Source organism: Micromonospora krabiensis (genome assembly GCF_900091425.1).
GTDB lineage: Bacteria > Actinomycetota > Actinomycetes > Mycobacteriales > Micromonosporaceae > Micromonospora > Micromonospora krabiensis.
Window position 1 is genome coordinate 2,729,355 of sequence record NZ_LT598496.1, and the last position, 23,459, is coordinate 2,752,813.

Annotated in this window: 23 protein-coding genes; 11 read left to right on the plus strand and 12 right to left on the minus strand. The window is 72.8% G+C overall.

From position 1 onward, the window contains the following. Position 1: 1 nt before the first annotated feature. The gene (locus GA0070620_RS12090; RefSeq protein WP_157741598.1) at positions 2-1,192 is read right to left on the minus strand and encodes a low temperature requirement protein A; all 1,191 of its coding nucleotides are present in this window, start codon (positions 1,190-1,192) and stop codon (positions 2-4) included. A 230-nt stretch (positions 1,193-1,422) separates the two neighbouring features. Between GA0070620_RS12090 and GA0070620_RS12095 the strand changes: the two genes are divergently transcribed. After that, a complete protein-coding gene (locus tag GA0070620_RS12095; protein ID WP_091590141.1) occupies positions 1,423-2,709 on the plus strand; it encodes an extracellular catalytic domain type 1 short-chain-length polyhydroxyalkanoate depolymerase in 1,287 nt (428 codons plus the stop codon). A gap of 57 nt (positions 2,710-2,766) precedes the next feature. Here GA0070620_RS12095 and GA0070620_RS12100 read toward each other — a convergent pair whose 3' ends face one another. Continuing rightward, positions 2,767-3,303, minus strand: a complete 537-nt coding sequence (locus GA0070620_RS12100; RefSeq protein WP_091598613.1) for a hypothetical protein — start codon at positions 3,301-3,303, stop codon at positions 2,767-2,769. Positions 3,304-3,434: 131 nt separating this feature from the next. Between GA0070620_RS12100 and GA0070620_RS12105 the strand changes: the two genes are divergently transcribed. Further along, a complete protein-coding gene (locus GA0070620_RS12105; RefSeq protein ID WP_091590143.1) occupies positions 3,435-4,994 on the plus strand; it encodes an acetolactate synthase large subunit in 1,560 nt (519 codons plus the stop codon). 134 nt (positions 4,995-5,128) lie between these two features. Then, the gene (locus tag GA0070620_RS12110; protein ID WP_091590146.1) at positions 5,129-5,704 is read left to right on the plus strand and encodes a DoxX family membrane protein; all 576 of its coding nucleotides are present in this window, start codon (positions 5,129-5,131) and stop codon (positions 5,702-5,704) included. Between the two features lie 69 nt (positions 5,705-5,773). Here the strand turns inward: GA0070620_RS12110 and GA0070620_RS12115 are convergent, their stop codons facing one another. From GA0070620_RS12115 to GA0070620_RS12125, 3 genes are read right to left on the minus strand one after another with little or no spacing between them, the layout of a single operon-like run. Continuing rightward, entirely contained in the window at positions 5,774-6,757 is a 984-nt protein-coding gene (locus GA0070620_RS12115; protein ID WP_091590148.1) for an ABC-2 transporter permease, read from the minus strand. Then, positions 6,754-7,644: an ABC transporter ATP-binding protein gene (locus GA0070620_RS12120; protein ID WP_091590150.1), complete on the minus strand. Its 891-nt coding sequence runs from the start codon at positions 7,642-7,644 to the stop codon at positions 6,754-6,756. The genes GA0070620_RS12115 and GA0070620_RS12120 overlap by 4 nt, the downstream gene beginning before the upstream one ends. 10 nt (positions 7,645-7,654) lie before the next feature. Then, positions 7,655-8,071, minus strand: coding sequence for a GntR family transcriptional regulator (locus GA0070620_RS12125; RefSeq protein ID WP_091590152.1), 417 nt, complete (start codon positions 8,069-8,071; stop codon positions 7,655-7,657). A gap of 213 nt (positions 8,072-8,284) precedes the next feature. On the opposite strand from GA0070620_RS12125, the gene GA0070620_RS12130 reads away from it, so the two are divergent. Beyond that, positions 8,285-9,616: a low temperature requirement protein A gene (locus tag GA0070620_RS12130; RefSeq protein WP_091590154.1), complete on the plus strand. Its 1,332-nt coding sequence runs from the start codon at positions 8,285-8,287 to the stop codon at positions 9,614-9,616. A gap of 102 nt (positions 9,617-9,718) precedes the next feature. On the opposite strand, the gene GA0070620_RS12135 is transcribed toward GA0070620_RS12130, so the two are convergent. Together GA0070620_RS12135 and GA0070620_RS12140 are read right to left on the minus strand one after the other, a co-directional pair. Further along, positions 9,719-11,362 carry an MDR family MFS transporter gene (locus tag GA0070620_RS12135; protein ID WP_091590157.1) on the minus strand — a complete coding sequence of 548 codons (1,644 nt, stop codon included), beginning with the start codon at positions 11,360-11,362 and terminating at the stop codon, positions 9,719-9,721. Further along, positions 11,359-11,850, minus strand: a complete 492-nt coding sequence (locus GA0070620_RS12140; RefSeq protein ID WP_231922341.1) for a MarR family winged helix-turn-helix transcriptional regulator — start codon at positions 11,848-11,850, stop codon at positions 11,359-11,361. Before GA0070620_RS12140 ends, GA0070620_RS12135 begins: the two co-directional genes overlap by 4 nt. A 104-nt stretch (positions 11,851-11,954) precedes the next feature. Here GA0070620_RS12140 and GA0070620_RS12145 point away from each other — a divergent pair, with 104 nt between their 5' ends. Next, complete coding sequence (locus GA0070620_RS12145) at positions 11,955-12,563, plus strand: TetR/AcrR family transcriptional regulator (RefSeq protein WP_091590163.1); 609 nt, start codon at positions 11,955-11,957, stop codon at positions 12,561-12,563. A gap of 25 nt (positions 12,564-12,588) precedes the next feature. Here GA0070620_RS12145 and GA0070620_RS12150 read toward each other — a convergent pair whose 3' ends face one another. Beyond that, positions 12,589-13,749, minus strand: a complete 1,161-nt coding sequence (locus GA0070620_RS12150) for a low temperature requirement protein A (RefSeq protein ID WP_091590166.1) — start codon at positions 13,747-13,749, stop codon at positions 12,589-12,591. A gap of 69 nt (positions 13,750-13,818) precedes the next feature. Next, the gene (locus tag GA0070620_RS12155; RefSeq protein WP_091590168.1) at positions 13,819-14,226 is read right to left on the minus strand and encodes a VOC family protein; all 408 of its coding nucleotides are present in this window, start codon (positions 14,224-14,226) and stop codon (positions 13,819-13,821) included. A gap of 514 nt (positions 14,227-14,740) precedes the next feature. Here GA0070620_RS12155 and GA0070620_RS12160 point away from each other — a divergent pair. Continuing rightward, a complete protein-coding gene (locus GA0070620_RS12160) occupies positions 14,741-15,571 on the plus strand; it encodes an SDR family NAD(P)-dependent oxidoreductase (RefSeq protein ID WP_091590171.1) in 831 nt (276 codons plus the stop codon). A 104-nt stretch (positions 15,572-15,675) separates the two neighbouring features. Further along, a complete protein-coding gene (locus GA0070620_RS12165; protein WP_091590174.1) occupies positions 15,676-16,386 on the plus strand; it encodes a YoaK family protein in 711 nt (236 codons plus the stop codon). A 16-nt stretch (positions 16,387-16,402) separates the two neighbouring features. On the opposite strand, the gene GA0070620_RS12170 is transcribed toward GA0070620_RS12165, so the two are convergent. Beyond that, the gene (locus GA0070620_RS12170; protein ID WP_157741599.1) at positions 16,403-17,515 is read right to left on the minus strand and encodes an SdiA-regulated/phytase-like domain-containing protein; all 1,113 of its coding nucleotides are present in this window, start codon (positions 17,513-17,515) and stop codon (positions 16,403-16,405) included. A gap of 179 nt (positions 17,516-17,694) precedes the next feature. Between GA0070620_RS12170 and GA0070620_RS12175 the strand changes: the two genes are divergently transcribed. The 3 genes from GA0070620_RS12175 (at position 17,695) to GA0070620_RS12185 (ending at position 21,346) form a co-directional block, all read left to right on the plus strand. Beyond that, the gene (locus tag GA0070620_RS12175; RefSeq protein WP_091590177.1) at positions 17,695-18,735 is read left to right on the plus strand and encodes a sodium:calcium antiporter; all 1,041 of its coding nucleotides are present in this window, start codon (positions 17,695-17,697) and stop codon (positions 18,733-18,735) included. 51 nt (positions 18,736-18,786) lie between these two features. Then, positions 18,787-19,167, plus strand: coding sequence for a YccF domain-containing protein (locus tag GA0070620_RS12180; RefSeq protein ID WP_091590179.1), 381 nt, complete (start codon positions 18,787-18,789; stop codon positions 19,165-19,167). A gap of 166 nt (positions 19,168-19,333) precedes the next feature. Beyond that, a complete protein-coding gene (locus GA0070620_RS12185; RefSeq protein ID WP_091590182.1) occupies positions 19,334-21,346 on the plus strand; it encodes an LVIVD repeat-containing protein in 2,013 nt (670 codons plus the stop codon). A gap of 79 nt (positions 21,347-21,425) precedes the next feature. On the opposite strand, the gene GA0070620_RS12190 is transcribed toward GA0070620_RS12185, so the two are convergent. Then, complete coding sequence (locus GA0070620_RS12190) at positions 21,426-22,031, minus strand: hypothetical protein (protein WP_231922342.1); 606 nt, start codon at positions 22,029-22,031, stop codon at positions 21,426-21,428. Positions 22,032-22,423: 392 nt separating this feature from the next. Between GA0070620_RS12190 and GA0070620_RS12195 the strand changes: the two genes are divergently transcribed. Further along, positions 22,424-22,645, plus strand: a complete 222-nt coding sequence (locus GA0070620_RS12195; RefSeq protein WP_157741600.1) for a hypothetical protein — start codon at positions 22,424-22,426, stop codon at positions 22,643-22,645. Between the two features lie 84 nt (positions 22,646-22,729). On the opposite strand, the gene GA0070620_RS12200 is transcribed toward GA0070620_RS12195, so the two are convergent. Further along, entirely contained in the window at positions 22,730-23,413 is a 684-nt protein-coding gene (locus GA0070620_RS12200; protein WP_091590186.1) for a DUF305 domain-containing protein, read from the minus strand. Positions 23,414-23,459: the final 46 nt, after the last annotated feature.

A 23,459-nucleotide genomic window follows, 5' to 3' on the forward strand; every position in this document is an offset into this window, starting at 1 on the left:
GCTACAGGGGTGGGTTCGTCTCCGGCCCCCGCCGGTGGATCAGCCAGTCCGCCACGGCGACCCCGGCCAGGATGGTCGCCACGGCGACGGCGGCGGCGAACGGCGGGAGCCGCAGCACGACCAGTGCGGCCACGCCCAGGGCCGGCAGGCCGAGGGACATCGCGAGGCACCGTTCCCGCCTCGGCGACTCCAGATAGAACCGGCCGATCAGGAACAGCGCCGGACCGCCGAAGATGACCACCACCAGCGCCCAGTCGATCGGCGGGTCGGGGTGCTCGACGACCTGCCCGAGGCCGACCGCCGTGCAGATGACGCCGCCGACGATGAGCAGCAGGCTGAAGCTCGACCAGTGGGTCACGCGCAGGGCCGCGCCGGAGGTGACCGAGTCCCGCGGCCTGCCCGAGCCGACGTGGTAGAAGTAGATCCGCCAGAAGGCGACGACGATGACGAACGCGGCGACGAGCACGATGCTCCGCATGAGCGAGAAGCCCGGGAAGCTCACGGCGGCGCCGGTCTCGAGCACGATCTCGGCAAGCGCGATCATGAAGAACTGGTTGTACCGCTCGGCGAGGTGGTCGTAGTCCACCCGGGTGTAGCCGTGCCGGGTCATCCCGAGCCTGGGAAACGGCCAGCTCAGCGCGCTGCCCAGGACCTCGATGGCCAGGGCGACCGTCCAGAGGACGCCGCGCCCCAACCCGCTGAAGGCGCCGCCGACCAGCCAGAAGATCCCGGACACGCCGTGCCAGGCCAGTACGCGGGCCGGCTGCCGCCACTCGTCCTGTCGGCGCAGCGCGAGGGTCAGGTAGAGGGGGCGTCCGACCTGGACCACCACGTACGTCACGCAGAAGATCAGGCCGCGTTCGCCGAAGGCCTGGGGCAGCGTCACGGCCAGCACCAGCGTGCCGAACATGGTGGCGAGCAGCGCGACCTGGATGTCGGCGCGACGGGGGTCGTAGATGCTGGCCATCAGCGCGTTGAGGGACCAGATCATCCACATCGCGACGAAGAAGAGGACGGTCTGCCCCGCCTCGGAGAGCAGCGTGTGCCGGACGATGGTGAGGTCGTCGGCGACCCGGCCGGCGAGGCGGGCGAGAGCGAAGACGTAGACGATGTCGAAGAGGAGTTCCAGGACCGTCGCGCCGCGCGGGACCACGGCCTCCCCGAACTGGCGGGTCCCGCTGGGCGTCAACATGTCCGTCTTGGACCCATTCGCGCCTCCATCGCGCTCAGTTCTACCACGAACGGCGGGAGGTCCGGGCCGACATGGCAGCGGTCCAGCCGACCGCCCCGGGAGCGCCGGTGCGATTGCCAGATCGAGACTCGACATCCATACTCATGGATATTCCTGAGCCGGACAGGATCGGGCCACCGGGCAGCCTCGATCGCGTGCCTTTGCCCCGTCGCTTCCGGAGGAACGTTTCCATGAGAGCGAGATTCACCCTGCTCGGCGCCACCCTGACGGCCGCCGCGCTGACCGCGCTGGCGGCGGTGACGGCCACCGCGCCGGCGTCGGCCGCCGCCCTGACCGAGGTCACGAACTTCGGCGCCAACCCGAGCAACCTGAGGATGCACCTCTACGTACCGGACCGCGTCGCCCCACGGCCGGGACTGCTGGTCGCCGTCCACTACTGCACCGGCAGCGGGCCAGCGCTCTATTCCGGCACCCAGTTCGCGGCCCTCGCCGATCGCTACGGCTACCTCGTGATCTACCCGTCCGCCACCCGCAGCGGGCAGTGCTTCGACGTCTCCTCCCCGCAGGCGCTGCGCCGCGACGGCGGCAGCGACCCGGTGGCGATCATGTCGATGGTCTCCTACGTCCGGCAGCGCCACGACGTCGACCCGACCCGGATCTTCGCCACCGGGGTGTCGTCCGGAGCGATGATGACCAACGTCCTGCTCGGGCTCTACCCGGACGTGTTCCGGGCGGGCGCGGCCTTCGCCGGGGTGCCCTTCGGCTGCTTCGCCACCACCAACGGCTCCGAGTGGAACAGCGAGTGCGCCAACGGCCAGGTCGTCCGCACGCCGCAGGCCTGGGGTGACCTGGTGCGCAACGCGTACCCGGGCTACACCGGCCCGCGACCCCGGATGCAGCTGTGGCACGGCACGAACGACGAGGTGCTGCGCTACCCGAACTTCACCGAGGAGATCAAGCAGTGGACCAACCTGCACGGTCTCGGCCAGACACCGGCCCACACGGACACGCCGCAGTCGGGCTGGACGCGAACCCGCTACGGCGGCGTCGGCGGAACGGCCCCGGTGGAGGCGATCAGCATGCAGGGCGTCTCCCACAACCTGCCGGTGGACGCCGCCCAGGCCATCCGCTTCCTCGGCCTGGACGGCACGACCCCGCCGCCCACCACCCCGCCGCCGACCACTCCCCCGCCGTCTCCGGCCGGCTGCCGGGTGGCGTACGTGGTGAACGCCTGGAACACCGGGCTGACCGCGTCGGTGACGATCACGAACACCGGCGGCGCGGCGCTGAGCGGCTGGAGTCTCGCCTTCACGCTGCCGATGGGGCAGACCATCACCAGCGGGTGGAACGCCTCGTACGCCCCGTCGTCCGGCGCGCTGACGGCACGCAACGTGTCGTACAACGGGGTCATCGCCCCGGGCGCCTCGGTGAGCGTCGGCTTCCAGGCCACGCACACGGGCAACACCGGTGAGCCGGCGGCCTTCACGCTGAACGGTGCGGCCTGCGCGGTCACCTGACCCGGGAGACCGAGGCCGGTGTCCGACGTGGTGCCGCGGAGCGGTGGTTCCGCGGCATCACGCCCGGAACCCCACCGGCACCGTCAGGTCGAGGTGGTCGAGCAGGTCGGCCACCTCGTGGTCCAGGTCGACGCCGACCTCGGCGATCCCCTGCTGTCCGAACGAACCCGTCGGACAGCGCGGCTGTTCGATCGTGAACCGGGTGCCGCCGCCGTCGGCGTCGCCGGTGATGGCCGTGCGCAGGGGCGCGTAGAGCATGGTGGTCGGGTCGTGGCGGAACATCCGCTCGGCGATGGTGTGGTTGCCCATCAGGTACTCCACGCAGTGTGCCGAGGCGCCGGCCAACCCCATCATCGGCCGCAGGTCGTCGCTGCTCCAGTAGATGAGGAAGCCGTGCGGCGCCCGCTCCCGCATCAGGTCGAGCACGTCCGACCAGGACGCGTCGCGTGCCACCAGCGCGTCGAACGCCTCCTTGTCGTACGGCGGGACGGCCTGCTCGTACTGGCGGCGGAACTCGGCGAACGGACGGTCGACCCGGATGTCGAGCCGGCGGGCGCGGTAACGATGCTCGACCACGTGATCTACCTGCGTCATCCCGGTCACCCCGTCGGTTCGATGGCGTCGGTGCGACACCCGAAGGATTACGTTATATGCATCTTCGCCGCCTCTGAGGGTTCTGCGTGGATAGTCTGCCGCCGACGAGGACCGGCTGAGGGTGGTGACGCGTGAACGGTGCCGAATCGCTGCTCGGCACGCTGGCGGAGGCCGGTGTCGAGGTCTGTTTCACCAATCCCGGCACCACGGAGCTGCACCTGGTCGGGGCGCTGGAGTCGTCGCCCCGGATGCGGGGCGTGCTCGCGCTCTTCGAGGGCGTGGCCACCGGCGCCGCCGACGGTTACGCCCGGATCGCCGGCAAACCGGCCGCCACCCTGCTTCACCTGGGGCCCGGCCTCGGCTACGGGCTGGCCAACCTGCACAACAGCCGCCGGGCCAACTCGCCCGTGGTCAGCATCGTGGGCGACCACCCTACCTACCACCAGGCGTACGACCCGCCACTGAACTCGGACATCGCGACCCTGGTCGGCTGGTTGCGCGGGCCGGTCCGCCGGCCCGAGGATGCCCCCGGCGCCGGCCCCGACGCCGCCTCCACCCTGGCCGCGGCGCTGGAACCGCCGGGACGGATCGCCACCATGATCATGCCGGCGGACGTTTCCTGGACCGAGGGAGGCGTGATCGCCGCCCCGGTGCCGCCGCGAACGGCGCCGACGGTGGAGCGGAACGTGGTCACCGAGGTCGCGGACCTGCTGCGACGAGGCGAGCCGACCGCGTTGGTGATCGGCGGGCCGGCCACCCGCGAGGCGGGGCTCTGTGCGGCCAGCCGCATCGCCGTCGCCACCGGCGCCCGCGTCCTGGTCGAGCTCTATCCGAGCCGGGTCGAACACGGCGCGGGCCTTCCGTCGTTTCCCCGCCTCGGCTTCTACCCGGAGCAGGTGCTGACGCAGTTGGGCGGGGTGCGCCACGTGGTGAGCGTCGGGACCAAGGCGCCGGTGTCGTTCTTCGCGTACCCGCACCAGCCGAGTTGTCTGGTGCCGCCCGACGCCGCCAGCCACGTGCTCGCCGAGGTCGGCCAGGACGCGGCCGACGCGCTGGTCCAGCTCGCGGACCTCGTCGCGCCGGCCACGCCACCCGCGGTCGCCGCAAACAGGCGGCCGACGCTCCCGTCCGGCCCGCTCACGCTGGAGAACTGGCCGGAGGTGCTCGGCGCGCTCCTGCCGGAACGCGCGATCGTCATCGACGAGACGATCAGCTCCGGCGCCGCCCTGGCGGCCGCCACCAGCGGCTGCCCCCGACACGACGTGCTCCTGCAGTGCGGGGGCGCCATGGGCGAAGGGCTGCCGCTGGCCGTGGGGGCGGCGATCGCGGCGCCCGACCGACCGGTGGTCGCGCTGGAAGCGGACGGCTGCGCCATGTACACCATCTCGGCGCTCTGGACGCAGGCGCGCGAGCGCCTGAACATCACCAACGTCATCCTCAACAACCACTCGTACGCCATCCTGCGCGAGGAGTGGCGCCACTTCGACCCGCTGCCGAGCGGGACCGATCCCGACCGCAGCACCCTGCTCCGCCTCACCGACCCGCAGATCGACTTCGTCCGGCTGGCGGAGGCGTACGGGGTGCCGGCGAGCCGTGCCACGACGGCGGAGGAGCTCGCGACGCAGGTCGCCGACGCGCTCGCCCGCCCCGGCCCGCACCTGATCGACGCCGTCGTCCCGGCCCTCGCCTGACCCGCCCCACCCGCCCGGACGTCCCGATCGGTACGGGTCGAAGGTCCCGCCGTCCCCGGTCCCCCGGCACTGCTGTCACCGGTCCCCGGACGGGTGGAATGGGGGTGTAGACGAGAGCTGAGAGGAGCGGCGAGATGACTGCCATCGCCGAGCGCCCGACCATCAACCGGACCCCCACCCGCACCGCCCGCACGCAGGTCACGCCTCCGACCGAGACGACCAGGGCGAAGGCCACCCGCTACGTCCTCGCCGGGCTGCGCCTCGCCCTCGGCTGGACCTTCCTCTGGGCGTTCCTCGACAAGATGTTCGGCCTCGGCCACGAGACCGCGAGCGCGAAGGCCTGGATCAACGGTGGCAGCCCCACCGAGGGTTTCCTCGGCCACGCCGTCTCGGGCCCGTTCGCCGACGTCTACCGGTCGTTCGCCGGCGCCGCCTGGGCCGACTGGCTCTTCATGACCGGTCTGGCCGCCATCGGCACGGCGCTCATCCTGGGTGTGGGCCTGCGGATCGCCGCCGGGGCGGGCGCGCTGCTCCTGGTGATGATGTGGACCGCCGTCCTGCCTCCGGAGAACAACCCGTTCATGGACGACCACCTGATCTACGCCGGTGTGCTCGCCGTCCTGGCCCTGACCGCCGCCGGCGACACCCTCGGACTGGGTCGGTTCTGGGCCCGCCTGGGCCTGGTGCGGCGGCTGCCCTTCCTGCGGTGAGCGACGACCGGTGACGGACGACGCGCGAAGGCGGCACCCCCGGGTGCCGCCTTCGCCCCCGTCGCCCGGTCAGGCGATCCGGCGGATCGTCCGGACGGACAGATAGAGCAGAATCAGGGCGAGGGCGACGAAGATGCCGCTCTCGATGCCCTGGAACGGCCAGAACCGGTCGGCCGGCTGATAGAGCTGCCAGTTGTAGGCGCCGGGCTGGAGGCCCAGCTCCGCGCCGCATTCCCGGCCCGGCGGCAGCTCCGAGGGGCAGCGGACGGTCCCGTCGGCCAGCACGGTGCTCCCGTCGGCGTTACGCACCTCGTTCGCCAGGATCCACGCGCCGTGAATCGACTCGGGCTCCCCCTCCCCCCGCACCGGGAAGGTGAGCGTCCGCGCGGGCTGGAAGTGCGGCCGGGCCAGCAGCGCGACCGCCGCCCGTACGCCGATGTAGCCGAACAGGGTGATGGCCATCGCGGGCAGCATCCGGCGGCCGACGGTGCCGGCGAAGATGCCCAGCGCGACGGCGAAGAGGGTGTACGCGATGGGGACGACGCCCTGGAGGTCGAAGACGATGAAGCCGAGCCGACCCTCCCGCGCGGCCGTGGTGAGCGGCTCGACCCACCACGACATGCCGAGCCCGTAGAGCACCGAGGCGGCGAGCACGACGATGCCGACCAGCCCGAACTTCACCAGCGCCCACCGCCGCCGGCTGATGCCCTGGGTCCAGGCGAACCGGTGCGTGCCCTGCTCCACCTCCCGGGCGACCAGCGGCGCGCCCCAGAACAGGCCGAGCAGCATCGGCAGGACGACGAGCAGCACGGCCACCAGGTTCAGGCCCTGGTAGCGGTCGGTGAACCGGTGGAAGCCCTGCTCGCAGGCGTCCGCGGTCGCCGCCGCGACGTCGGCGCCGCCCAGGTTGCGGGCGCACTCCGCCAGCCCCAGCTCATCGAACGTGTGCCGCATCGAGAGCCCGATCGGGATCATCAGGGCGGCGAGGGCCAGGAACCCGAGCGCGGTCACGAGCACCTGCTTGCGGTGCTGTCGCCAGGCCATCCAGATCATGCCGGCACCCCCCAGGCGGCGTGGCTGGCGCTCGTGTCGCCGTCGGCGAGGTAGGCCAGGATCAGGTCCTCCAGGCTGACCTCGCGGACCGTCCAGGCCGGATCGGTGATCTCCCCGTTGACGCGGACGAGGAGCGTCGACTGTCGGTCCGTGTGGCTGGCCCGGATGACCGCGGCGACGCCGCCGATCGGGCCGTCCGTGTGGCGGGGACCGATGAGCTGGCGGTGCTCGGCCACGATGTCGTCGACCCCGCCGACCAACTGCACCCGGGCGGCGTTGAGCACGATCAGGTAGTCGCAGACCCGCTCCAGGTCGGCCAGCAGGTGCGAGGAGAGCAGGACGGTGGTGCCGGCGTCGGCGACGCTGCCCATCAGCGACTGGAGGAACTCCCGCCGGGCCAGCGGGTCGAGGCTGGCGACCGGCTCGTCGAGCAGGAGCAGCCGGGGACGCTTGGCCAGCGCGAGCGCGAGCGCCACCTGGGCGCGCTGTCCTCCGGAGAGCCGGCCGACGGGTAGGTCGGGTGGTATGCCGAGCTGGGCCAGCCGGTTGCGGGCCAGTGCGTCGTCCCAGCGCCGGTTGAGCTTCCCGCCCGCGGTGACCAGCTCCGCCGCGCTGAAGTCCCGGTAGAGCGGGGTGTCCTGCGCGACGAAGCCGACCTCGGCGGAACACGTCAGGTTGTCGTACGGCCGTTCGCCGAACACCCGGACCGCCCCCGCGTCGGGCCGGAGCAGACCGACCGACAGGTGCAGCAGGGTGCTCTTGCCGGCGCCGTTCGGGCCGACCAGGGCGGCGATCCGCCCGGCCGGCAGGCGCAGGGAGCAGTCCCGCAGCGCCCAGGTGCGTCCGTAGCGTTTGCCGAGCTGCTCGGCCTCCAGGACCACGTCCATCTTTGTCCTCTCATTCCGCTCGCGCGGGCTCAGGCTGCGGCGTCTCGTCGGCGAGCTCGGCCCGCACGGTGGTCTCCACCAGGGCGATCACGTCCTCGGGTGTGAGCCCGGCGGCCCGCGCCCGACGCAGCCAGGCCACCAGGTCGTCGCGCAGCTCGGCCTGGTTGGGCAGGGACGCGCCGGCCAGGGTGCGCTCGACGAACGTGCCGACGCCCGGACGCCCGGCCACCAGCCCTTCGAGCTCCAGCTCCCGATAGGCCTTGAGCACCGTGTTCGGGTTGATCGCCAGCGACTGCGCGACCTCCCGGACCTTCGGCAACTGGTCCCCGGGCACCAGCAGGCCGACGCGCAGCGCCTGCCGCACCTGCTGCACGAGCTGCATGTAGGTGTTCACCTTCGACCGGCTGTCCAGCACGAACTCGATCACGCGAGACGATCCTCTCTATTGTCCTACGCCAGTAGGACAAGTACGAGCTTGGTCTCGCCCGACGGCGCTGTCAAGACCCGTCCCGGCGCGTCGCACCGAACGCGCGGACCGTGTCCCCCGGTCCGGGCGCTGGGCACCCCCGAACAGGGGACAGCCGGACGGAGGCGGCCGGGACCGCCGCGCGACGGGATCGGTCGCTGCCACACTCATCCGGTGGGTCGCTACCGGTGGCGCGGGACCCTGGGGCCGGCCGTACCGATCGCACCGGGCACCCGGGCGGACAAGTTCGAACTCTTCTTCGACCTGGTCTTCGTCGTCTCGTTCTTCATCATCACGCGGGCGACCGCGGCCAACGTCACCGGTCGCGAGCTGCTGCACGCGCTGCTGGTCCTCGCCGTGCTGTGGTGGTTGTGGGTGGTGCACAGCGTCGTGGCCAGCCGGGTCCGGCTCGGCGAGGGCTTCGTCCCGGTGGCGATGGTCCTCGGCATGGCCGCGCTGTTCACCTTCGCGCTGGCCCTGCCGCAGGCCTTCGACGACCCGGGGCACGGGATCGCCGGCCCGATGCTGGTCGCGCTCAGCTACGTCGCCATCCGGGTCGTGCACCTGCTGCTCTACCTGCACGCCGTACGCGCGAGGCCGCACGCCCGCCGCAAGATGCTCCACTTCCTCCCGGAGGTCGTCGTCACCACCCTGCTGCTGGTGGTCGCCGCGCTGATCCCGCAGCACATCGGCGACCCGGAGCAGGCAGTGCTGGTACGCGACGGGCTGTGGATAGCGGTCGTCGTCATCCAGTACGGCAGCGGGCTGCTGGGCGGCACGTGGGGCTGGGAGCTGCCGTCCGCGGAGCACTGGACGGAGCGCTACGACCTCATCCTCATCATCGCGCTGGGCGAGTCGGTGATCTCGGTCGGCGTCGGCGGCAACCTGATCGGCAAGCCGGTGGCCTGGGAGGCGATTCCGGCCGCGATGCTCGGCATCATCTTCACCGCGGCGCTGTGGTGGGCGCACTTCGACTACGTCGGGCCGGCCGCCCGGATCGCGCTGCACGCCGCCAAGAACGGTCCGCGCATCGCCATCGCCCGGGACGCGTACGCCTACCTCTACCTGCCGATGATCGCCGGCGTGATCCTGTTCGCCATCGGGGCGGAGGAGGTCGTGCGTACGATCACCGACCCGGCGGGCGGAGTCGGCGAGGCGGCCCACGGCCCGGCCGTGCCGATGCTGTTCGGCGGGGTGATGCTCTACCTGGCCGCGGACGTGGCGTTCCAACTGCGCACGCTGGGCACGGTCACCTGGACCCGGCTCGCCACGCTCGCCGCACTGGGCGGCGGTCTCGTGGCCTGCCAGCACGTGCCCGCGCTCGCCGCCCTCGCCGTGCTCACCGCCATCTGCGTCGCCCTCGTGACGGTCGAGGCGGTGGTGTTCGCGGACGCGCGGCGTGCACTGCACGACGCCGTCCTGGAGGAGAAGACCGCGCACGAGGCCAACGAGGTCGCCTGGCGGGCCCGCTGGCACGAGGAACCTCCGCCCGACGCGACCCCCTGATCAGCCAGCCAGCGTCGGGCCCCCCGCCACGCCCCCGTCGAAACGACGACGGGGCCGCCCCCGTCACTCGGACAGGAGCGGCCCCGGGATCGTGCTCGCGCGTCAGCCGCGGGTCGGCGCGCCCTCCCGGGCGGTGTCGACGTTCACCTGGTCGATCGCGGGAGCCCCGTCGACCGCGTCCGCGGCGACGGCCGCCGACCGGGCGCTGTCGGGCAGGTCGAGGCTGTTGCGCAGGGTGACCGGCTTGAGCAGGAGCGCGGCGATCACGCCGACGACGGCGATGGCGGCCGAGATCAGGAAGATGTGCCCGGTCGCGTCGCCGTACGCGGCCCGGACGATGTGCTGGACCGCGTCGGGCAGGGCGGTGATGTTGAGGTTGCTGCTGCCGCTCCCGTCGCCGGAGGCGGGCACGCCGGCGGCGGCCAGGTCGTGGGTGATCTGGTCGGTGACCCGGCGGGCGAGCACCGCGCCGAGCACGGACACGCCGATGGTGCCGCCGAGGGACCGGAAGAACGCGACGCTCGCACTGGCCGCGCCGATGTCCTTGAGCGCGACGGTGTTCTGCACGGCGAGGACCAGGTTCTGCATGGTCATGCCGACGCCGGTGCCGACGATGAACATGGCGGCGCCGACGAGGTAGAGCGAGGTCTCGTGGTCGATGGTGCCGAGCAGGGCGAAGCCGGCGACCAGCACGATCGAGCCCACCACGATGTACGGCTTGATCCGCCCGGTGCGGGTGATGAGCCGGCCGGCGATGATCGAGGAGAGCAGCACGCCGGCCATCATCGGGATGGTGAGCAGGCCGGCCTCGGTCGGGCTGTAGCCGCGGCCGATCTGGAAGTACTGGCCGAGGAAGACGGCGCCGCCGAACATGGCCATGCCGACCGCGAGGCTGCCGAGGATGGCCAGCGCGGTGGTGTGCTGGCGGACGATGCTGAGCGGCACGACCGGCTCGGCCGCGCGGGCCTCGACCCAGACCGCCAGGGCGAGCAGGACCAGCGAGCCGCCGACCATGGCCGCGGTCTCCCAGGAGACCCAGGCGAACGAGCTGTCGACGAACGAGATCCAGATCAGCAGCACGCTGACGCCGGCCGCGATGAGCGAGGCGCCCAGGTAATCGATCTTGACGTTCTGCCGGCGCACGGTGGGCAGGTTCAGGGTGGCCTGGAGCAGGACCAGCGCGAGGATCGCGACGGGCACGCCGACGAAGAAGCACCAGCGCCAGCCGAGCCAGGACGTGTCGACGATCAGACCCCCCAGCAGCGGGCCGCCGACGGTGGCGAGGGCCATGACGCCACCCAGGTAGCCGTTGTAGCGGCCCCGCTCGCGCGGCGGGATCATCGCCGCGATCGCGACCTGGACGAGGGCCTGCAGACCGCCGACCCCGATGCCCTGGAAGGCGCGGGCGGCGATGAGCTGGCCGGCGCTCTGCGCGAAGCCGGCCACGATCGAGCCGAGCAGGAACACGACGATGGCGAGCTGGATCAGGGCCTTCTTGCTGAACAGGTCGGCGAGCTTGCCCCAGATCGGGGTGGTCGCGGTGGCCGTCAGCAGGGTGGCGGTGACCACCCAGGTGTACTGGGTCTGCGACCCGTTCAGCGCGCCGATGATCTTCGGCAGCGCGGTCGAGACGACCGTGCTGCTGAGCATCGCGACGAAGAGCACCAGCAGCAGGCCGCTGAGTGCCTCGAGCGTCCGCCGGTGGCTCATCGGCTCGGCGCCGGCGGTGGTGGTGGGTGCGCTCATCGCGCGGCCTCCAGGTTGTCGTTGTTGGCGAGGGTGAGGGTCTCCGGGGTGGCGAGGGCGACCTCGATGTCGTGGGTGAACCGGTCGAGGGCGGCGGCGAACGCGGCCACCTCGCCGGGGGCCCAGCAGGCGAGCGCCTTGTCGAGCACCTCGCCGTACCAGCCGTAGGTGTCGGCCAGCGCGGCCCGGCCGGCCGGGGTGACGGCCAGGAAGCTGGCCCGCTTGTCGGTGGGGTCGGGTCGGCGCTCGACCAGGCCGTGCGACACGAGCGCGGCGACGGCGCGGCTGACGGTCGACGGGTCGAGCCGGGTGCGGGCGGCCAACTCCCGGGCGTGGCAGCCGGTGGCGAGCCGGTCGATCTGCAGGAGGATGCCGACCAGCCCGACGGGGACCGCCGGCCGTTCGTCGGCCCGGCGCTGGCGCAGCAGGCGGACGCTGCGGACCAGATCCTGCAGCCGGAGGCCGAGATCACGCACGCCGCTGTCCACGGTTCCCTCCCCTACCCAAGATGGTTGCCTCACGCAATCATTCACCGATCTTGCCCATCCGGCAAGTTTGCACATTGAGAAGCCGGTCACGTACGCTCGGACGCGTGGACGAGAGCGGTGGGCTGCGGGAACGCAAGAAGGCCGCGACCCGGCTCGCCCTGCACGAGGCCGCCCTGCTGCTCGCCGCCGAGCAGGGCCTCGACCGGGTGACCGTGGAGGAGATCGCGGACACCGCGAACGTGTCGCGACGCACGTTCTCCAACTACTTCTCCAACAAGGAGGAGGCCCTCTTCTACGGCGACACCCTGCGGCTACGCCGGCTGCTGGAGCTGATCCACGAACGGCCCGCCGACGAGGCGCCCTGGACGGTGCTGTCGCGGGCGGCCCTGCGCCTGACGGAGGAGGCGTTCCTCAAGGCGGACCCGGCCTGGCTGACCCGCCGCCGGCAGCTGCGCGGGCACCCCGGGCTGGCCGCCCACCAGGTCGCCGCCTACGCGACGATCGAGCGCGAGGCGGCGGCGGAGCTGGCCACCCGGCTGGGCGGCGACGACGTCGCGCTCCGCTCCCGGGTCCTCGCGGCGCACTTCCTGACGACCGTGCGGGTCGCCGTCCAGCACTGGATGGACCACCCCGAGCGGCCACTGCTCGACACCGTCCGGACCGCGCTCGCCGCCGCCGCCCCGGCCGCCGCCCCCGGTCCGGCCCACGTCTGACGACCGCAACGGCGGCCGGTCCCGGTCAGCGCCGCCAGACCGGAGGCGCGTGCCACTCGATCAGGGCGAGCACCACCCACGCCAGCGCGACGAGGGCCACCGTCACGGTCGGCGGTAGGCCACCGAGTCCGATCAACACGGCCGCTACGACGAGTCCGGCCTGGGCCACCATGACCCGCCGCCGCACCCGTACGTCGAACCCGCGGTAGACGATGACGCAGCCCAGCATCAGGACCAGCTGGGCGCCGCCGAGCAGCGGCCCGGCCACCCCGTGTCCGCCGTGCACCGCCTCCCGCGCGGCCACCTCGACGGCGACGCCGGAGGCCACGATCGCGCCGTACACCAGCAGGTGACCGTACGCGTAGAGGTAGCTGCGGATGATCAGAGCCCGCCCGGCCCGCACCGCCCGGTTGCCCGCCTCGGCATCGAACGTCGAGGCGAAGTACACCCACCAGATGCAGCAGGCGATCACGAACCCGCCGATGCCGACCGCCACCGCCGCCGGCTGCCAGCCGGTCTCACCGATGCCGTTGGCGACCGCGAGTACGGCCTCGCCGAGGACGACGATGGTGAACAGCCCGAGCCGCTCCGGCATGTGCGACTGCTGGGTCGGCGCCCGACCCGCCCGGGCGTACGCCAGGGGCCCGGCCAGTGCGGCGTTGACGGCGAGGCCAGCGCCCCAGAGGACGTACCGCGCCGGGGTGGGCACCGCCAGCGACGCGAACCACAACGACGCGCCGGACAGGAAACCGGCCGCGTTCCACCAGCAGAACTCCCGCGCCTCGGGGATGTGCCACCCGACCACCGCGTACAGGGCGCCGAGCAGGACGAGCAGCAGCCCGTAGATCACCGCGTACCGGACGGCGTCGTCGGCCACCCCACGATCCAGCGAAGCGGCCAGGGCGAGGACGCCGAGCATCGCGGTCAGCTGCGGGAAACGGCTGCGCGGGCGGTCGTCGTCGAACAGGTCGGCGAAGTAGGAGAAGCTGAACCACAGCCACCAGATCGTGGTGATCAGACCGGCGAAGACCAGCACCCCGTGGAGCGTCGGGTCGGCGTTCAGCAGTTGACCCAGCTCGAAGACGGCGACGACGAAGACCAGATCGAAGAAGAGTTCCAGCCAGCTCGACCGGCGCGCCGTTGCGGCGACCCTGACCCCGGAGCCGGGACCACCCGCACCGCCCACCGGAGCAGGCTACGGGTGCCGGACGGGCGAGCGGACCCGTTGGCCCCGCCGCTCACCCGTTCGACGGGCTCAGGCCCGGCTGGAGATCTGCTGCACCGCCCAGGCGTTGCCGTCCGGGTCGCTGAAGAACACGAAGCCGACGTTGTCCAGCGGGTCCGGCACCGGCCGGGGATTGGCGCCGACCACCTGGATCTCGCTGACGTCGACGCCCCGCTCGACCAGCTCCGCCCGCGCCTTCTGAAGATCCGGCACCACCAGTTGGAGCCCCTTCAACGAACCGGGCGGCATCTCCGGCACGACGCCCTTGCCGATGACGATCGAGCAGCCGGAGCCCGGCGGGGTCAGCTGCACCAACCGCGCGTCGTCGCTGATCACCGTGTCGTGGTCCACCACGAACCCGAGCCGGTCGGCGTAGAACTCCTTGGCCCGGTCCAGGTCCGACACCGGCACGATCACCACTTCCAGGGTCCAGTTCATGCCGTCGCTCCTCACGGTCGTGGCGGGTCGCCGGGCGGGACGCCGTCCCGTCGCTTGTATCCCGGGGTCACGGGCGGGTCAAGGCGCCTCGCGCGGGCGCGTATCGGCGGCGTGAAATCGGGGCCGCCGGGCGTACCGAGCGCGTGAAGATCCTTGCCGGGACCGGCCCGGGCGCGCTGTGCTGGACGGCGTCGGGGCGCCAGACCCCCGACCGAGGTGGGGAAGGACGACGGTGGCCAGGTCCGAGCGTGGCATCCCGGCGGGCATGTACGAGCCCGGACGCGGTGCACGGACGGCTCGTGTGGCCCAGACAGCGCACGAGCGTCCCCCGCGACCGGGTGGCTCACGCCCGTAGCCCGTCGCCCCCACCGCGTGCGCGACGGGTCCCCGTCGGTTCGACCCGGACCCGTCGCGCCCCTCCCCCGGGGTGAACGCGGCCGGACCACCGCGCGAGGCGGAGACCGGCCAGGGGGACGCCGTCACCGCCGGCACCGGACCGGCCGGAAGGAGAACCATGATCGACGTACCCGGGACCGCGCTGGTCACCGGCGCCACCAGCGGGATCGGCCGCGAGGTGGCCCGGCAGCTGGCCGTCGAGGGTTGGCAGGTCCTGCTGCACGCGAGGACGGACGGCGAGGGCCGGGAGGCCCTCCGAGGGCTCGCCGAGTCCGGCGTCGACCCGGAGCGGCTGGAGCCGGTGGTCGCGGACTTCGCCCGACTGTCCCAGGTGCGCTCCGTCGCCGCCGCCGTCGCCGCCCGCCCCGGTGGGCTGCGCCTGCTGGTGAACAACGCCGCTCTCGTCGGTCCGCCGCGTCGCACGCTCACCGTCGACGGCAACGAGTTGTCGTGGCAGGTCGACTACCTCGCTCCGTACCTGCTCACCCGGTCGCTGGTCCAGGTGCTCCGCGCCGCCGACGGGGCACGGGTGGTGAACGTGTCGTCGAGCCTGCACCGGATGGGCACCCTCGCCTGGAGCGACCTGAACTCGTCGGCCCGGTACTCCCCGATCGCCGCGTACGCCCAGGCGAAGCTCGCCCTCACCATGTTCGGCGTGGCGCTGGCCGGCCGGACCGGCGCGGAGCTGACCGTGGCGAACGTCCACCCGGGCGTGGTGCGGACCCGGCTGCTGCCCGCGTACGGGCGCGGGGGCGCCCCGGTCGTCGACGGTGCGGAGGCGGTGCTGCACGCGGCCACCGCCCCGGTGTCGCCGACGAGCGGCGGCTACTACGAGGGTCTGTTGGCGGCGGCGCCGTCCCACCTGGTCGGCGACCGGGCGGCGGTGGAGCGGCTGTGGCAGCTCACCGAGCGGATCCTCGGGCTGCGCGCCTCCGCCCGGGTCGCCTGACCGTTCGGCGGTAGGCACGGCGGCGGCATGAACGCCGCCCGTCCGGGAAAGTCCGCCTCCGCCCCGACGAGGGTGGGAGAGGCGGTCCGACGGGTGACACGGCGGTGATCGGGCCGGGTGCCGGCCGGGCCGACGAACGCGCCCTGCCCCACGCGACCGTGGCCCGGCTGCTCGTGGTGCTCGCCACCGCGTCGGGTCTCCTCGACGTGTTCTGCGTGACCCAGCTCGGCGGGTTGTTCGCCAGCGTCATCACCGGCAACCTGGTGCAGCTCGGTCACGGGGTCGCCACGACCACCGGCCATCTGGTCACCGGGGGCGTGGTGGCGGTGGGCGGGTTCGCGGTGGGCGTGGCCGTCGGCACACTGCCACTGCGTCGGGCGCGCCCGGGCTGGCGTCGCCGTACGGGAATGGTGGTGGCCGCCCAGTCGCTGCTACTCGTCGCCGTCGCGGCGGGTTGGTGGGGCAGCGACGGCGCACCCGGGCGCGCGGAGAGCCTGGCCCTGCTCGGCGGCGCGTCGGCGGCGAGCGGCATCCAGAGCGCGGTCACTGTCAGCATCGGGCTGCGCGGCGCCTCCACCACGTACCTGACCGGCACGCTCACCGAGGTGGTACGCGGCCTGGTGCTCGACCCGCACCACCTCGCCGCCGGCGCGGGCGGGGCGAGCCGACTGCTGGGGATCTTCGTCGGCGCGGTCCTCGGCGGTCTGACGTTGCGGGCGGCGCCGCTGTGGGCGCCCGCGCTGGTGGTGGTGCTGGTGGGGGCCGTCGTGGTCGCCGCCGGTCTGGGTCTGCGGCGGCTGTCCGCGACCGGGTGAGGGAGGCGGTTGCGCGTCAGCGGCGGCGGATACGGCGCAGCGCGACCAGGCCCGCGACCACCACGGCACCCAGCACGAGGGCGGCGGCCGCCAGCGGCACCGCCGGGTGGACGTCACCGCCCCGGCGACCGGCCCCGACGGCGGCGGTCGGGTCGGCCCCGGTCGCGGCGTCGGTCGGCGTGGAGGTCGGCTCCGGCGTGCCGCCGGGCGGGGCCGCAGCCGGGCCGGCCAGCGGGTAGCGCAGGATCCGGGGCGCCGTCCCGGGCGGCTGGTCGGCCGTCTCGGAGACCGTGAGCAGAGACCGGCCGTCCCGGTCGTACGTGATCGACTCGCCCTGCGGCTCGTCGGGCAGCGCGGTGGTCCGGGGCGTGCCGGTGGTGAGCGCGGCGATCACGTCGCCGCCGGTCACGTCGAACTCGAACGCGTCGGCGTACGTGCGCAGCACCACCCGGCTCCCGTCGGGCGCGGTGGCCGCGCCGGTGATCGCGCCGCGACCCAGGATGCCGAAGGGGTTGCTGGTCGTGGTGGCCGGCAGGCGCACCTGCCCCACCCGGGCCAGCGGCACCGTGGCGCCGGGTCGCGGGGCGGTGGTCGGGGCGTACAGGGCGCCGGAGAACTTCGTCACCACCACCGGCCGGCCGTCGCCGGTCACGAGCAGCGCCTCCGCGTCGTGCGGCCCGTCCGGATAGGTCAGGCGGTGCAGCACGGGCCGGGCGGCGCCGGGCGGAAGCTTCCACACCGCGACGGTCGTACGCGAACGGTCGTTGTCGCCGACGTCCGCCACCCAGACCGTGCCGTCCGCCGTCACGGCGAGGTCCTCGGTGTCGCGCGGCCGGGAGGGGTACGGCACGTCCCGGACCACCCGGCAGTCCGGCCCGAGGAAGAAGATACGCCGCCGGGACTCGTCGTCGGCGCCGTCGTTGACCACGGCGTACCCGCCGTCGATGGCGGCCAGCCCGGAGATCTCGATCAGCCGTCGGTCCCGTACCGCGCAGACCGGCGTGGCGGCGTCGGCTCCGGGCGTCGGCGCGGCGCGCGCGGCGACGGGGGTCCCCGTCGCGCCCACGAGGAGCGCCGCGGCACCCACCGCGACCCGCCGCCACCCGCGCGTCCCGCCCGCTGCCCGCATCGCCCGGTCCTCCCCCGCGTCCGCACCGTCCCACCGCCCACGAGCCGGGGCCACCAAGCACGGCCGCCCCCATGATCCTCCAGGGTGCCGTCCCGATGCGGGGACCGACCGCCGTCCACCTTCTCGTACCGAACCGCCCATCGGCGCATTACCGGCCAGGATCGGGGAACCCCCGGCCGGTGCCGGATCCGACCGCCCTGCCCTGGCCCCTGCCGTGGACCGCCGGGGTGTTTCTCGTGGCCGGGGCGATCACGGTCGCCGGCAGCATCCGGCTCGCCGGGTTGGGTGACGCGCTCGCCGACCGCACCGGCTGGGGCGAGGCCCTGTTCGGCGTCGTGTTCTTCGGCGTCGTGACCGGCCTGTCCGGCATCATCATGACCGTCGTGGCCGCCGGGAGCGGCGAGGCCGGCCTCGGCTACAGCAACGCGGTCGGCGGCATCGCCGCGCAGACCACCGCCGTCGCCGTCGCGGACGCCTTCCACCGGCGCGCCAACCTCGAACACGCCGCCGCCTCGCTGTCCAACCTGCTCTCCGGGTGCCTGCTGATCGCGCTGCTGGCCCTGGCCCTGCTGGCCAGCTACGTCCCGGAGACCACCGTCGGCGGCGTCGACCCGATGTCCGGGGTCATCGTCGCCGCGTACGTCGGTGGGCTGGTGCTCATCCGGCGGGCCGGCGCCCAACCGATGTGGCAGGCGATCTCCACGGCGGAGACCGAACCGGACGTCCCGCACGACGACAGCCCGCTCAACCTCCGCTCGTCCCGGTGGCTGTGGACCCGCTTCGCCGTCGTCGGCCTGCTCGTCGCGGCGAGCGGGTGGCTGGTGGCGCTGGCCGCGGAGAGTCTCGTCGCCATCACCGGCCTCACCACCGGGTTCGTCGGCGGGGTACTCATGGGCGTGGTGAACGCGCTGCCGGAGACCGTCACCGCTGTCGCCGCCGTCCGACGCGGCGCGGTCACCCTGGCCGTCGCCGCGGTGCTGGGCGGCAACATCGTCGACGTGCTCACCCTCGTGGCCGGCGACATCGCCTACCGGCAGGGCTCGATCTACCACAGCGCCGGCCACCACGAACTGCTCGCGACGACCACCAGCCTCTTCATGACCGCCACCCTGCTCGGCGGCCTGCTGATCCGGCAGACCTGCGGCTGGGGCCGCCTCGGCTTCGAAGGCGTCCTGCTGCTGGCCAGCTACGCCGCCATGACGGCCCTCCTCGCGCTCTGAGCGCCGCACCGCGCTCTCCCCCGGCTGGCGGACGGGGGCGATGCTGGAAGGGTGATTCGCTTTCTGCTGAACGTGCTGTGGCTCATCTTCGGCGGCGGGGCGGTGCTCGCCCTCGGCTACGGGATCGCGGCGCTGATCTGCTTCCTCCTGGTCGTGACCATCCCGTTCGGGGTGGCCTCGCTACGCCTCGCGTCGTACTCGCTGTGGCCGTTCGGCCGTACGCTCGTGCCGAAGCCCGGCGCGGGCGTAGCCTCCGGTCTCGCGAACGTGCTGTGGGTCGTGCTGGCGGGCTGGTGGCTCGCGCTGTCCCACATCGTCGCCGGCATCGCCCTCTGCGTGACGATCATCGGGATCCCGTTCGGGATCGCCAACTTCAAGCTCGTGCCCGCGGCGTTCTGGCCGCTCGGCCGCGAGGTCGTCGACGCCCCCTAGCAAGGTCGGGACGCAAGCACCCTCGACATCAACGATTTCGCATCCATCGTGAATATGACCATGATCTGAATCGCCCGTCAGACGGTACGGTCCTTACTACCGCGGCGTGCGACACGCCCCGAAGCACGCCGGCCACCAGTGGGGGCGCTGTGTGAAGGGCGTACGCATGATTCGATCGAAACCCTCCCTCAGAAGACGTCGACTGATCGGCGCGGCGGCCGTCGCCGCGCTGGTCGTGGCCCTGGTGCCGGGGGCGGCGTCGGGCCAGGAGCCCGGCCCCGACCCCCGCATCGGGCTCGGGCCGGGCTGGCTGGACGCGCAGAGCGCGATCAGCAACCTCGACCTGCTGGCCCACCGCGACAAGCCCGCCGGCTTCGTCAACCCGGCCAACCCGGGCGACTTCGGCTTCGTCGCCTCCGACCTGGCCTTCGGCGGCGACCACGCCTTCGTGGGCAACTACAACGGGTTCAACATCTACGACGTCAGCCAGCCCGCCGACCCGACGCTCGTCACCAGCGTGGTGTGCCCGGGCGGGCAGGGCGACGTCTCCGTCCACGGCAACCTGCTCTTCATGTCGGTCGAGGAGACCCGCGGCCGGCTCGACTGCGGCACCGACCCGACGGCCGGCACCCGCTTCCAGGGCGTACGCGTCTTCGACGTCAGCGACGTCGCCAACCCCGTGCAGGTGGCGGCGGTGCAGACCTGCCGCGGCTCGCACACCCACTCGCTCGTCACCGACCCGGACGACAGCGCGAACGTCTACGTCTACGTCTCCGGCACCGCCGGGGTGCGGCCGTCCAGCACCATGGCCGGCTGCAACAACACCCCCGCGTCGGGCGTCGACCCGGCCCGGTGGCGAATCGACGTCATCAAGGTCCCGGTGGCCGCCCCCGAGCAGGCCGCGCTGGTCAGCGGCCCGCGCCTGTTCGCCGACCCGGCGACCGGCAGGATCGACGGCCTCCAGAACACCCCGCCCGTGCCGACCCACCCCTCGGGCGGAACGTGGAGTCCGTCGCCGGTCACCGACGCCTGCCACGACATCACCGCCTACCCGGAGCTGGGGTTGGCGGCCGGCGCGTGTGAGGGCAACGGCATCCTGATCGACATCTCGGACCCCGCCAACCCGGTGCGGATCGACGAGGTCGCCGACCCGAACTTCGCGTACTGGCACTCGGCCACGATCAGCAACGACGGCACGAAGGTCGTCTTCACCGACGAGTGGGGCGGCGGCACCGGGGCCCGGTGCCGGACCACCGACCAGCCGCAGTGGGGCGCCAACGCGATCTTCGACATCGTCGACCGGAAGCTGCGCTTCGCCAGCTACTACAAGCTGCCGGTGCCGCAGACCGCGCAGGAGAACTGCGTGGCCCACAACGGCTCGCTGATCCCCGTGCCGGGCCGGGACATCCTCGTCCAGGCGTGGTACCAGGGCGGCATCTCCCTGATGGACTTCACCGACTCGGCCCACCCCCGGGAGATCGGCTACTTCGACCGCGGGCCGATCAGCCCGACGGCGACCGTCCTCGGCGGCTTCTGGTCGGCGTACTGGTACAACGGGCAGATCTACGGCAGTGAGATCGCGCGCGGCTTCGACGTGTTCGGGCTGCGGCCGAGCGAGCACCTGACCGCGGCGGAGATCGCCGCAGCCCGCGAGGTGCGGCTGCCGGAGTTCAACCCGCAGCACCAGACGAAGATCGGCTGGGCCCCGAGCTTCGCGGTGGCCCGGGCCCGCTTCGACCAGCTCTCCCGGACCTGCACCACGACCGTCACGGGACGGCACAACGGGCCGCTCACGGCCACCGGCGTCACCTGCCTCGACGGGGCACGGGTCAACGGCCCGGTGACGGTCCGGCCGGGCGCGTCGCTCCTCGCGATCGACGCGTCGGTCTCCGGACCGGTGTCGGCGGCGAACGCGGCCGCCGTGCACCTGTACGACAGCACCGTCCGCGGCCCGGTGAGCATCACCGGCACCCGGGGCAGCGCCGCCGTCGTGTCCTCCGAGATCCACGGGCCGGTCACCCTGACCGGCGGCGGCACCGGCACCATCGAGCCGATCATCGCCGACAGCACCGTACGCGGCCCGCTCTCCTGCTCCGGCAACTCGCCCGCGCCGATCAACCTCGGTGCGGCCAACACGGTGTCCGGGCCGGCCGCCGGCCAGTGCGCCACTCTCGACTGACCACCGTCGACCGACAGAGGGGTGCGCCCCGCCGAGGTATCTCGGCGGGGCGCACCCCTCTGTCCGGACCCGGCCGGGCCTACCGGTCCCACCGTTCGAGGAACGGTAGGCCAAGCAGCCGCACCTGGTCGGACAACTCGGTCGACGCCTCGTCCTCGGTCAGTGCGGCGGGTGCGTGTCGCAGCACCCACAGCGACAGCGCCGAGCACCACGTTTCCTCGTCGTGCCGGCTCGGCCAGGGGAGCTTGTCGCCCAGTAGGTCGTACATCCACTCGTCCACCGCGGTGGCCAGTCGCCGTCGCGCGGTCGCGCTGGTCAGTGACTCCGCCCAGACGGTCAACCACGGGAGCAGCGTTGTGGTGATCTCGGCGACGAGCGTCAGGGCCTCATGGGCGGGCACCTTCGCGTCGGGTTCGATCAGGACGTGCAGCCACCAGGCGTCCAGGAACTCCCGCAGGGCGTCCCGTTGCTGGCCGGGCCACTCCTGCCACCGGCCGCGGCTGAACACCCTTCCGAGGCTCTCCATCCCGGCCATCGGCATGATGCGGCCCGCCACGAGGTTCCGGGTCAGTTGGGGCAGGATCCGGCGCAGCAGAGGTCCGGGGTAGTGCCAGTCTGTCGTCCAGTACGTGCGGCGGAGCAGGTCGTCGTCGAGCGGCACGTCAGGGGTCTTGAGTAGCGCCAACTCCTCGGCGCTGCCCCAGTGGCACTCGCAGTTGGACTCCTGCCGATGGGGCGGTCATGCCCTGGAACGTGGCGGCCACACCCGCCAGCGCCGCATCCAGGCGGCTGCTCACCTTCGTCGGATCGGGGATCATGGCGAATCCGCCTTCGAGGACTCCGGAGGCGCAGACCTGCCGAAGAGAAGGATCTTAGAGCCACACCTGGCCTGGGGTCGAACCGCGCCCCAGTGCCCAAGGCGGGTTTCGCAGCACTGTGGAGGCGTCGCTTGCAGATCTTGGACGATTTGTGCCCCCAGAGGGGCCATAACTCACCAAGATCCACAGCTCGCCGTGTTCTGGGCGCCACTCCTGCCGGGAGCGTAGGGCCGTGGGACAGGGTCAGAATGGCGGCGTGATGACCGAGCCCGTTACCGCGGCGCGGGCGGAGCTGGTGGACGACGTGGCGGCGCTGCCCGGCAGTTCCGGCGGGTGTCTCCTCGCCCTGACGTTGGACGCTCCGGTCTTCCTCTTCGCCGGCGACGTCTGGTGGGTTGAGGACGAGGTGTTGTACGTCCAGCGCGGGGACCTCCCGGCCGTGGCGCATCGCGGTCGCCTCGAATGGCGTCGGAAGTGGTAGCACCAGCCCGGGCGCCTCGGCGCAGGAGCAGGACCAGACCACGCGGTAGCCGGCTCGCACCGACGGGAGGCCGGGCCGCGCCGGTCAGCCGGCGAGGCGGGTCTGTAGCTCCCGCATGCTCCTGACCTCGATGCTCTGGTCCGCCTCGACCTCGCGGGCGAACTTGTCGGCCGCCGGTTCCAGCCCGCCGCCGGTCGCGTAGAGCTGCCGGACCATGGTCAACGCGCCCTCGTGGTGCCGAATCATGAGGTTGAGGAAGAGCCGGTCGAACTCGCCGTCGCGCGCCCGCTCCAACTGGCGGAACTGCTCGGGGGTGAGCATGCCCGGCATCTCGGCGTCCTGCCCGGCGTGGTGCGTGTGCGGGCCGGGGACCTCCTCGCCCCGCTCGGTGAGCCACCGCTGCATCTGCGTGATCTCCTCGCCCTGCGAGGTCTCGATCCGACGGGCGAGCAGCGACACGTCGGCGCTCTGCGCGCGGTCGGCGACCAGGGCGGTCATCTCCAGCGCCTGTGTGTGGTGGCCGATCATGTGCTGCATGAACCGGGTGTCGGCGTCGGTGTGGGCGGGCGGCGCCGGCAACTGGGACCGGTCGGCCGGGGAGAGGGTGCGGCCGGGCTGCCCGGGCGCGCCGGGCTGGACGACGCGGACCGGCGGCGGCGCCTCGTCGGGGCTGTCGCCGGTGAGCTGGACGACGGCGACCGTCGCCGCGCCGAGGGCGACGGTGGCGCCCAGCACGGCGATGAGGACCCGGCGACGCGACGAGAACACGATGCGATCACCGTAGTCGAAACGCCGCCGCCCGGGGAGGCCCGCA

What these genes read in the sequence shown, in the direction of transcription:
- GA0070620_RS12090 (WP_157741598.1), bottom strand. Translation starts at nt 1,192, where the DNA reads ATGTTGACGCCCAGCGGGACCCGCCAGTTCGGGGAGGCCGTGGTCCCG.
- GA0070620_RS12095 (WP_091590141.1), top strand. Translation starts at nt 1,423, where the DNA reads ATGAGAGCGAGATTCACCCTGCTCGGCGCCACCCTGACGGCCGCCGCG.
- GA0070620_RS12100 (WP_091598613.1), bottom strand. Translation starts at nt 3,303, where the DNA reads ATGACGCAGGTAGATCACGTGGTCGAGCATCGTTACCGCGCCCGCCGG.
- GA0070620_RS12110 (WP_091590146.1), top strand. Translation starts at nt 5,129, where the DNA reads ATGACTGCCATCGCCGAGCGCCCGACCATCAACCGGACCCCCACCCGC.
- GA0070620_RS12115 (WP_091590148.1), bottom strand. Translation starts at nt 6,757, where the DNA reads ATGATCTGGATGGCCTGGCGACAGCACCGCAAGCAGGTGCTCGTGACC.
- GA0070620_RS12120 (WP_091590150.1), bottom strand. Translation starts at nt 7,644, where the DNA reads ATGGACGTGGTCCTGGAGGCCGAGCAGCTCGGCAAACGCTACGGACGC.
- GA0070620_RS12135 (WP_091590157.1), bottom strand. Translation starts at nt 11,362, where the DNA reads ATGAGCGCACCCACCACCACCGCCGGCGCCGAGCCGATGAGCCACCGG.
- GA0070620_RS12155 (WP_091590168.1), bottom strand. Translation starts at nt 14,226, where the DNA reads ATGAACTGGACCCTGGAAGTGGTGATCGTGCCGGTGTCGGACCTGGAC.
- GA0070620_RS12160 (WP_091590171.1), top strand. Translation starts at nt 14,741, where the DNA reads ATGATCGACGTACCCGGGACCGCGCTGGTCACCGGCGCCACCAGCGGG.
- GA0070620_RS12170 (WP_157741599.1), bottom strand. Translation starts at nt 17,515, where the DNA reads ATGCGGGCAGCGGGCGGGACGCGCGGGTGGCGGCGGGTCGCGGTGGGT.
- GA0070620_RS12185 (WP_091590182.1), top strand. Translation starts at nt 19,334, where the DNA reads ATGATTCGATCGAAACCCTCCCTCAGAAGACGTCGACTGATCGGCGCG.
- GA0070620_RS12195 (WP_157741600.1), top strand. Translation starts at nt 22,424, where the DNA reads ATGACCGAGCCCGTTACCGCGGCGCGGGCGGAGCTGGTGGACGACGTG.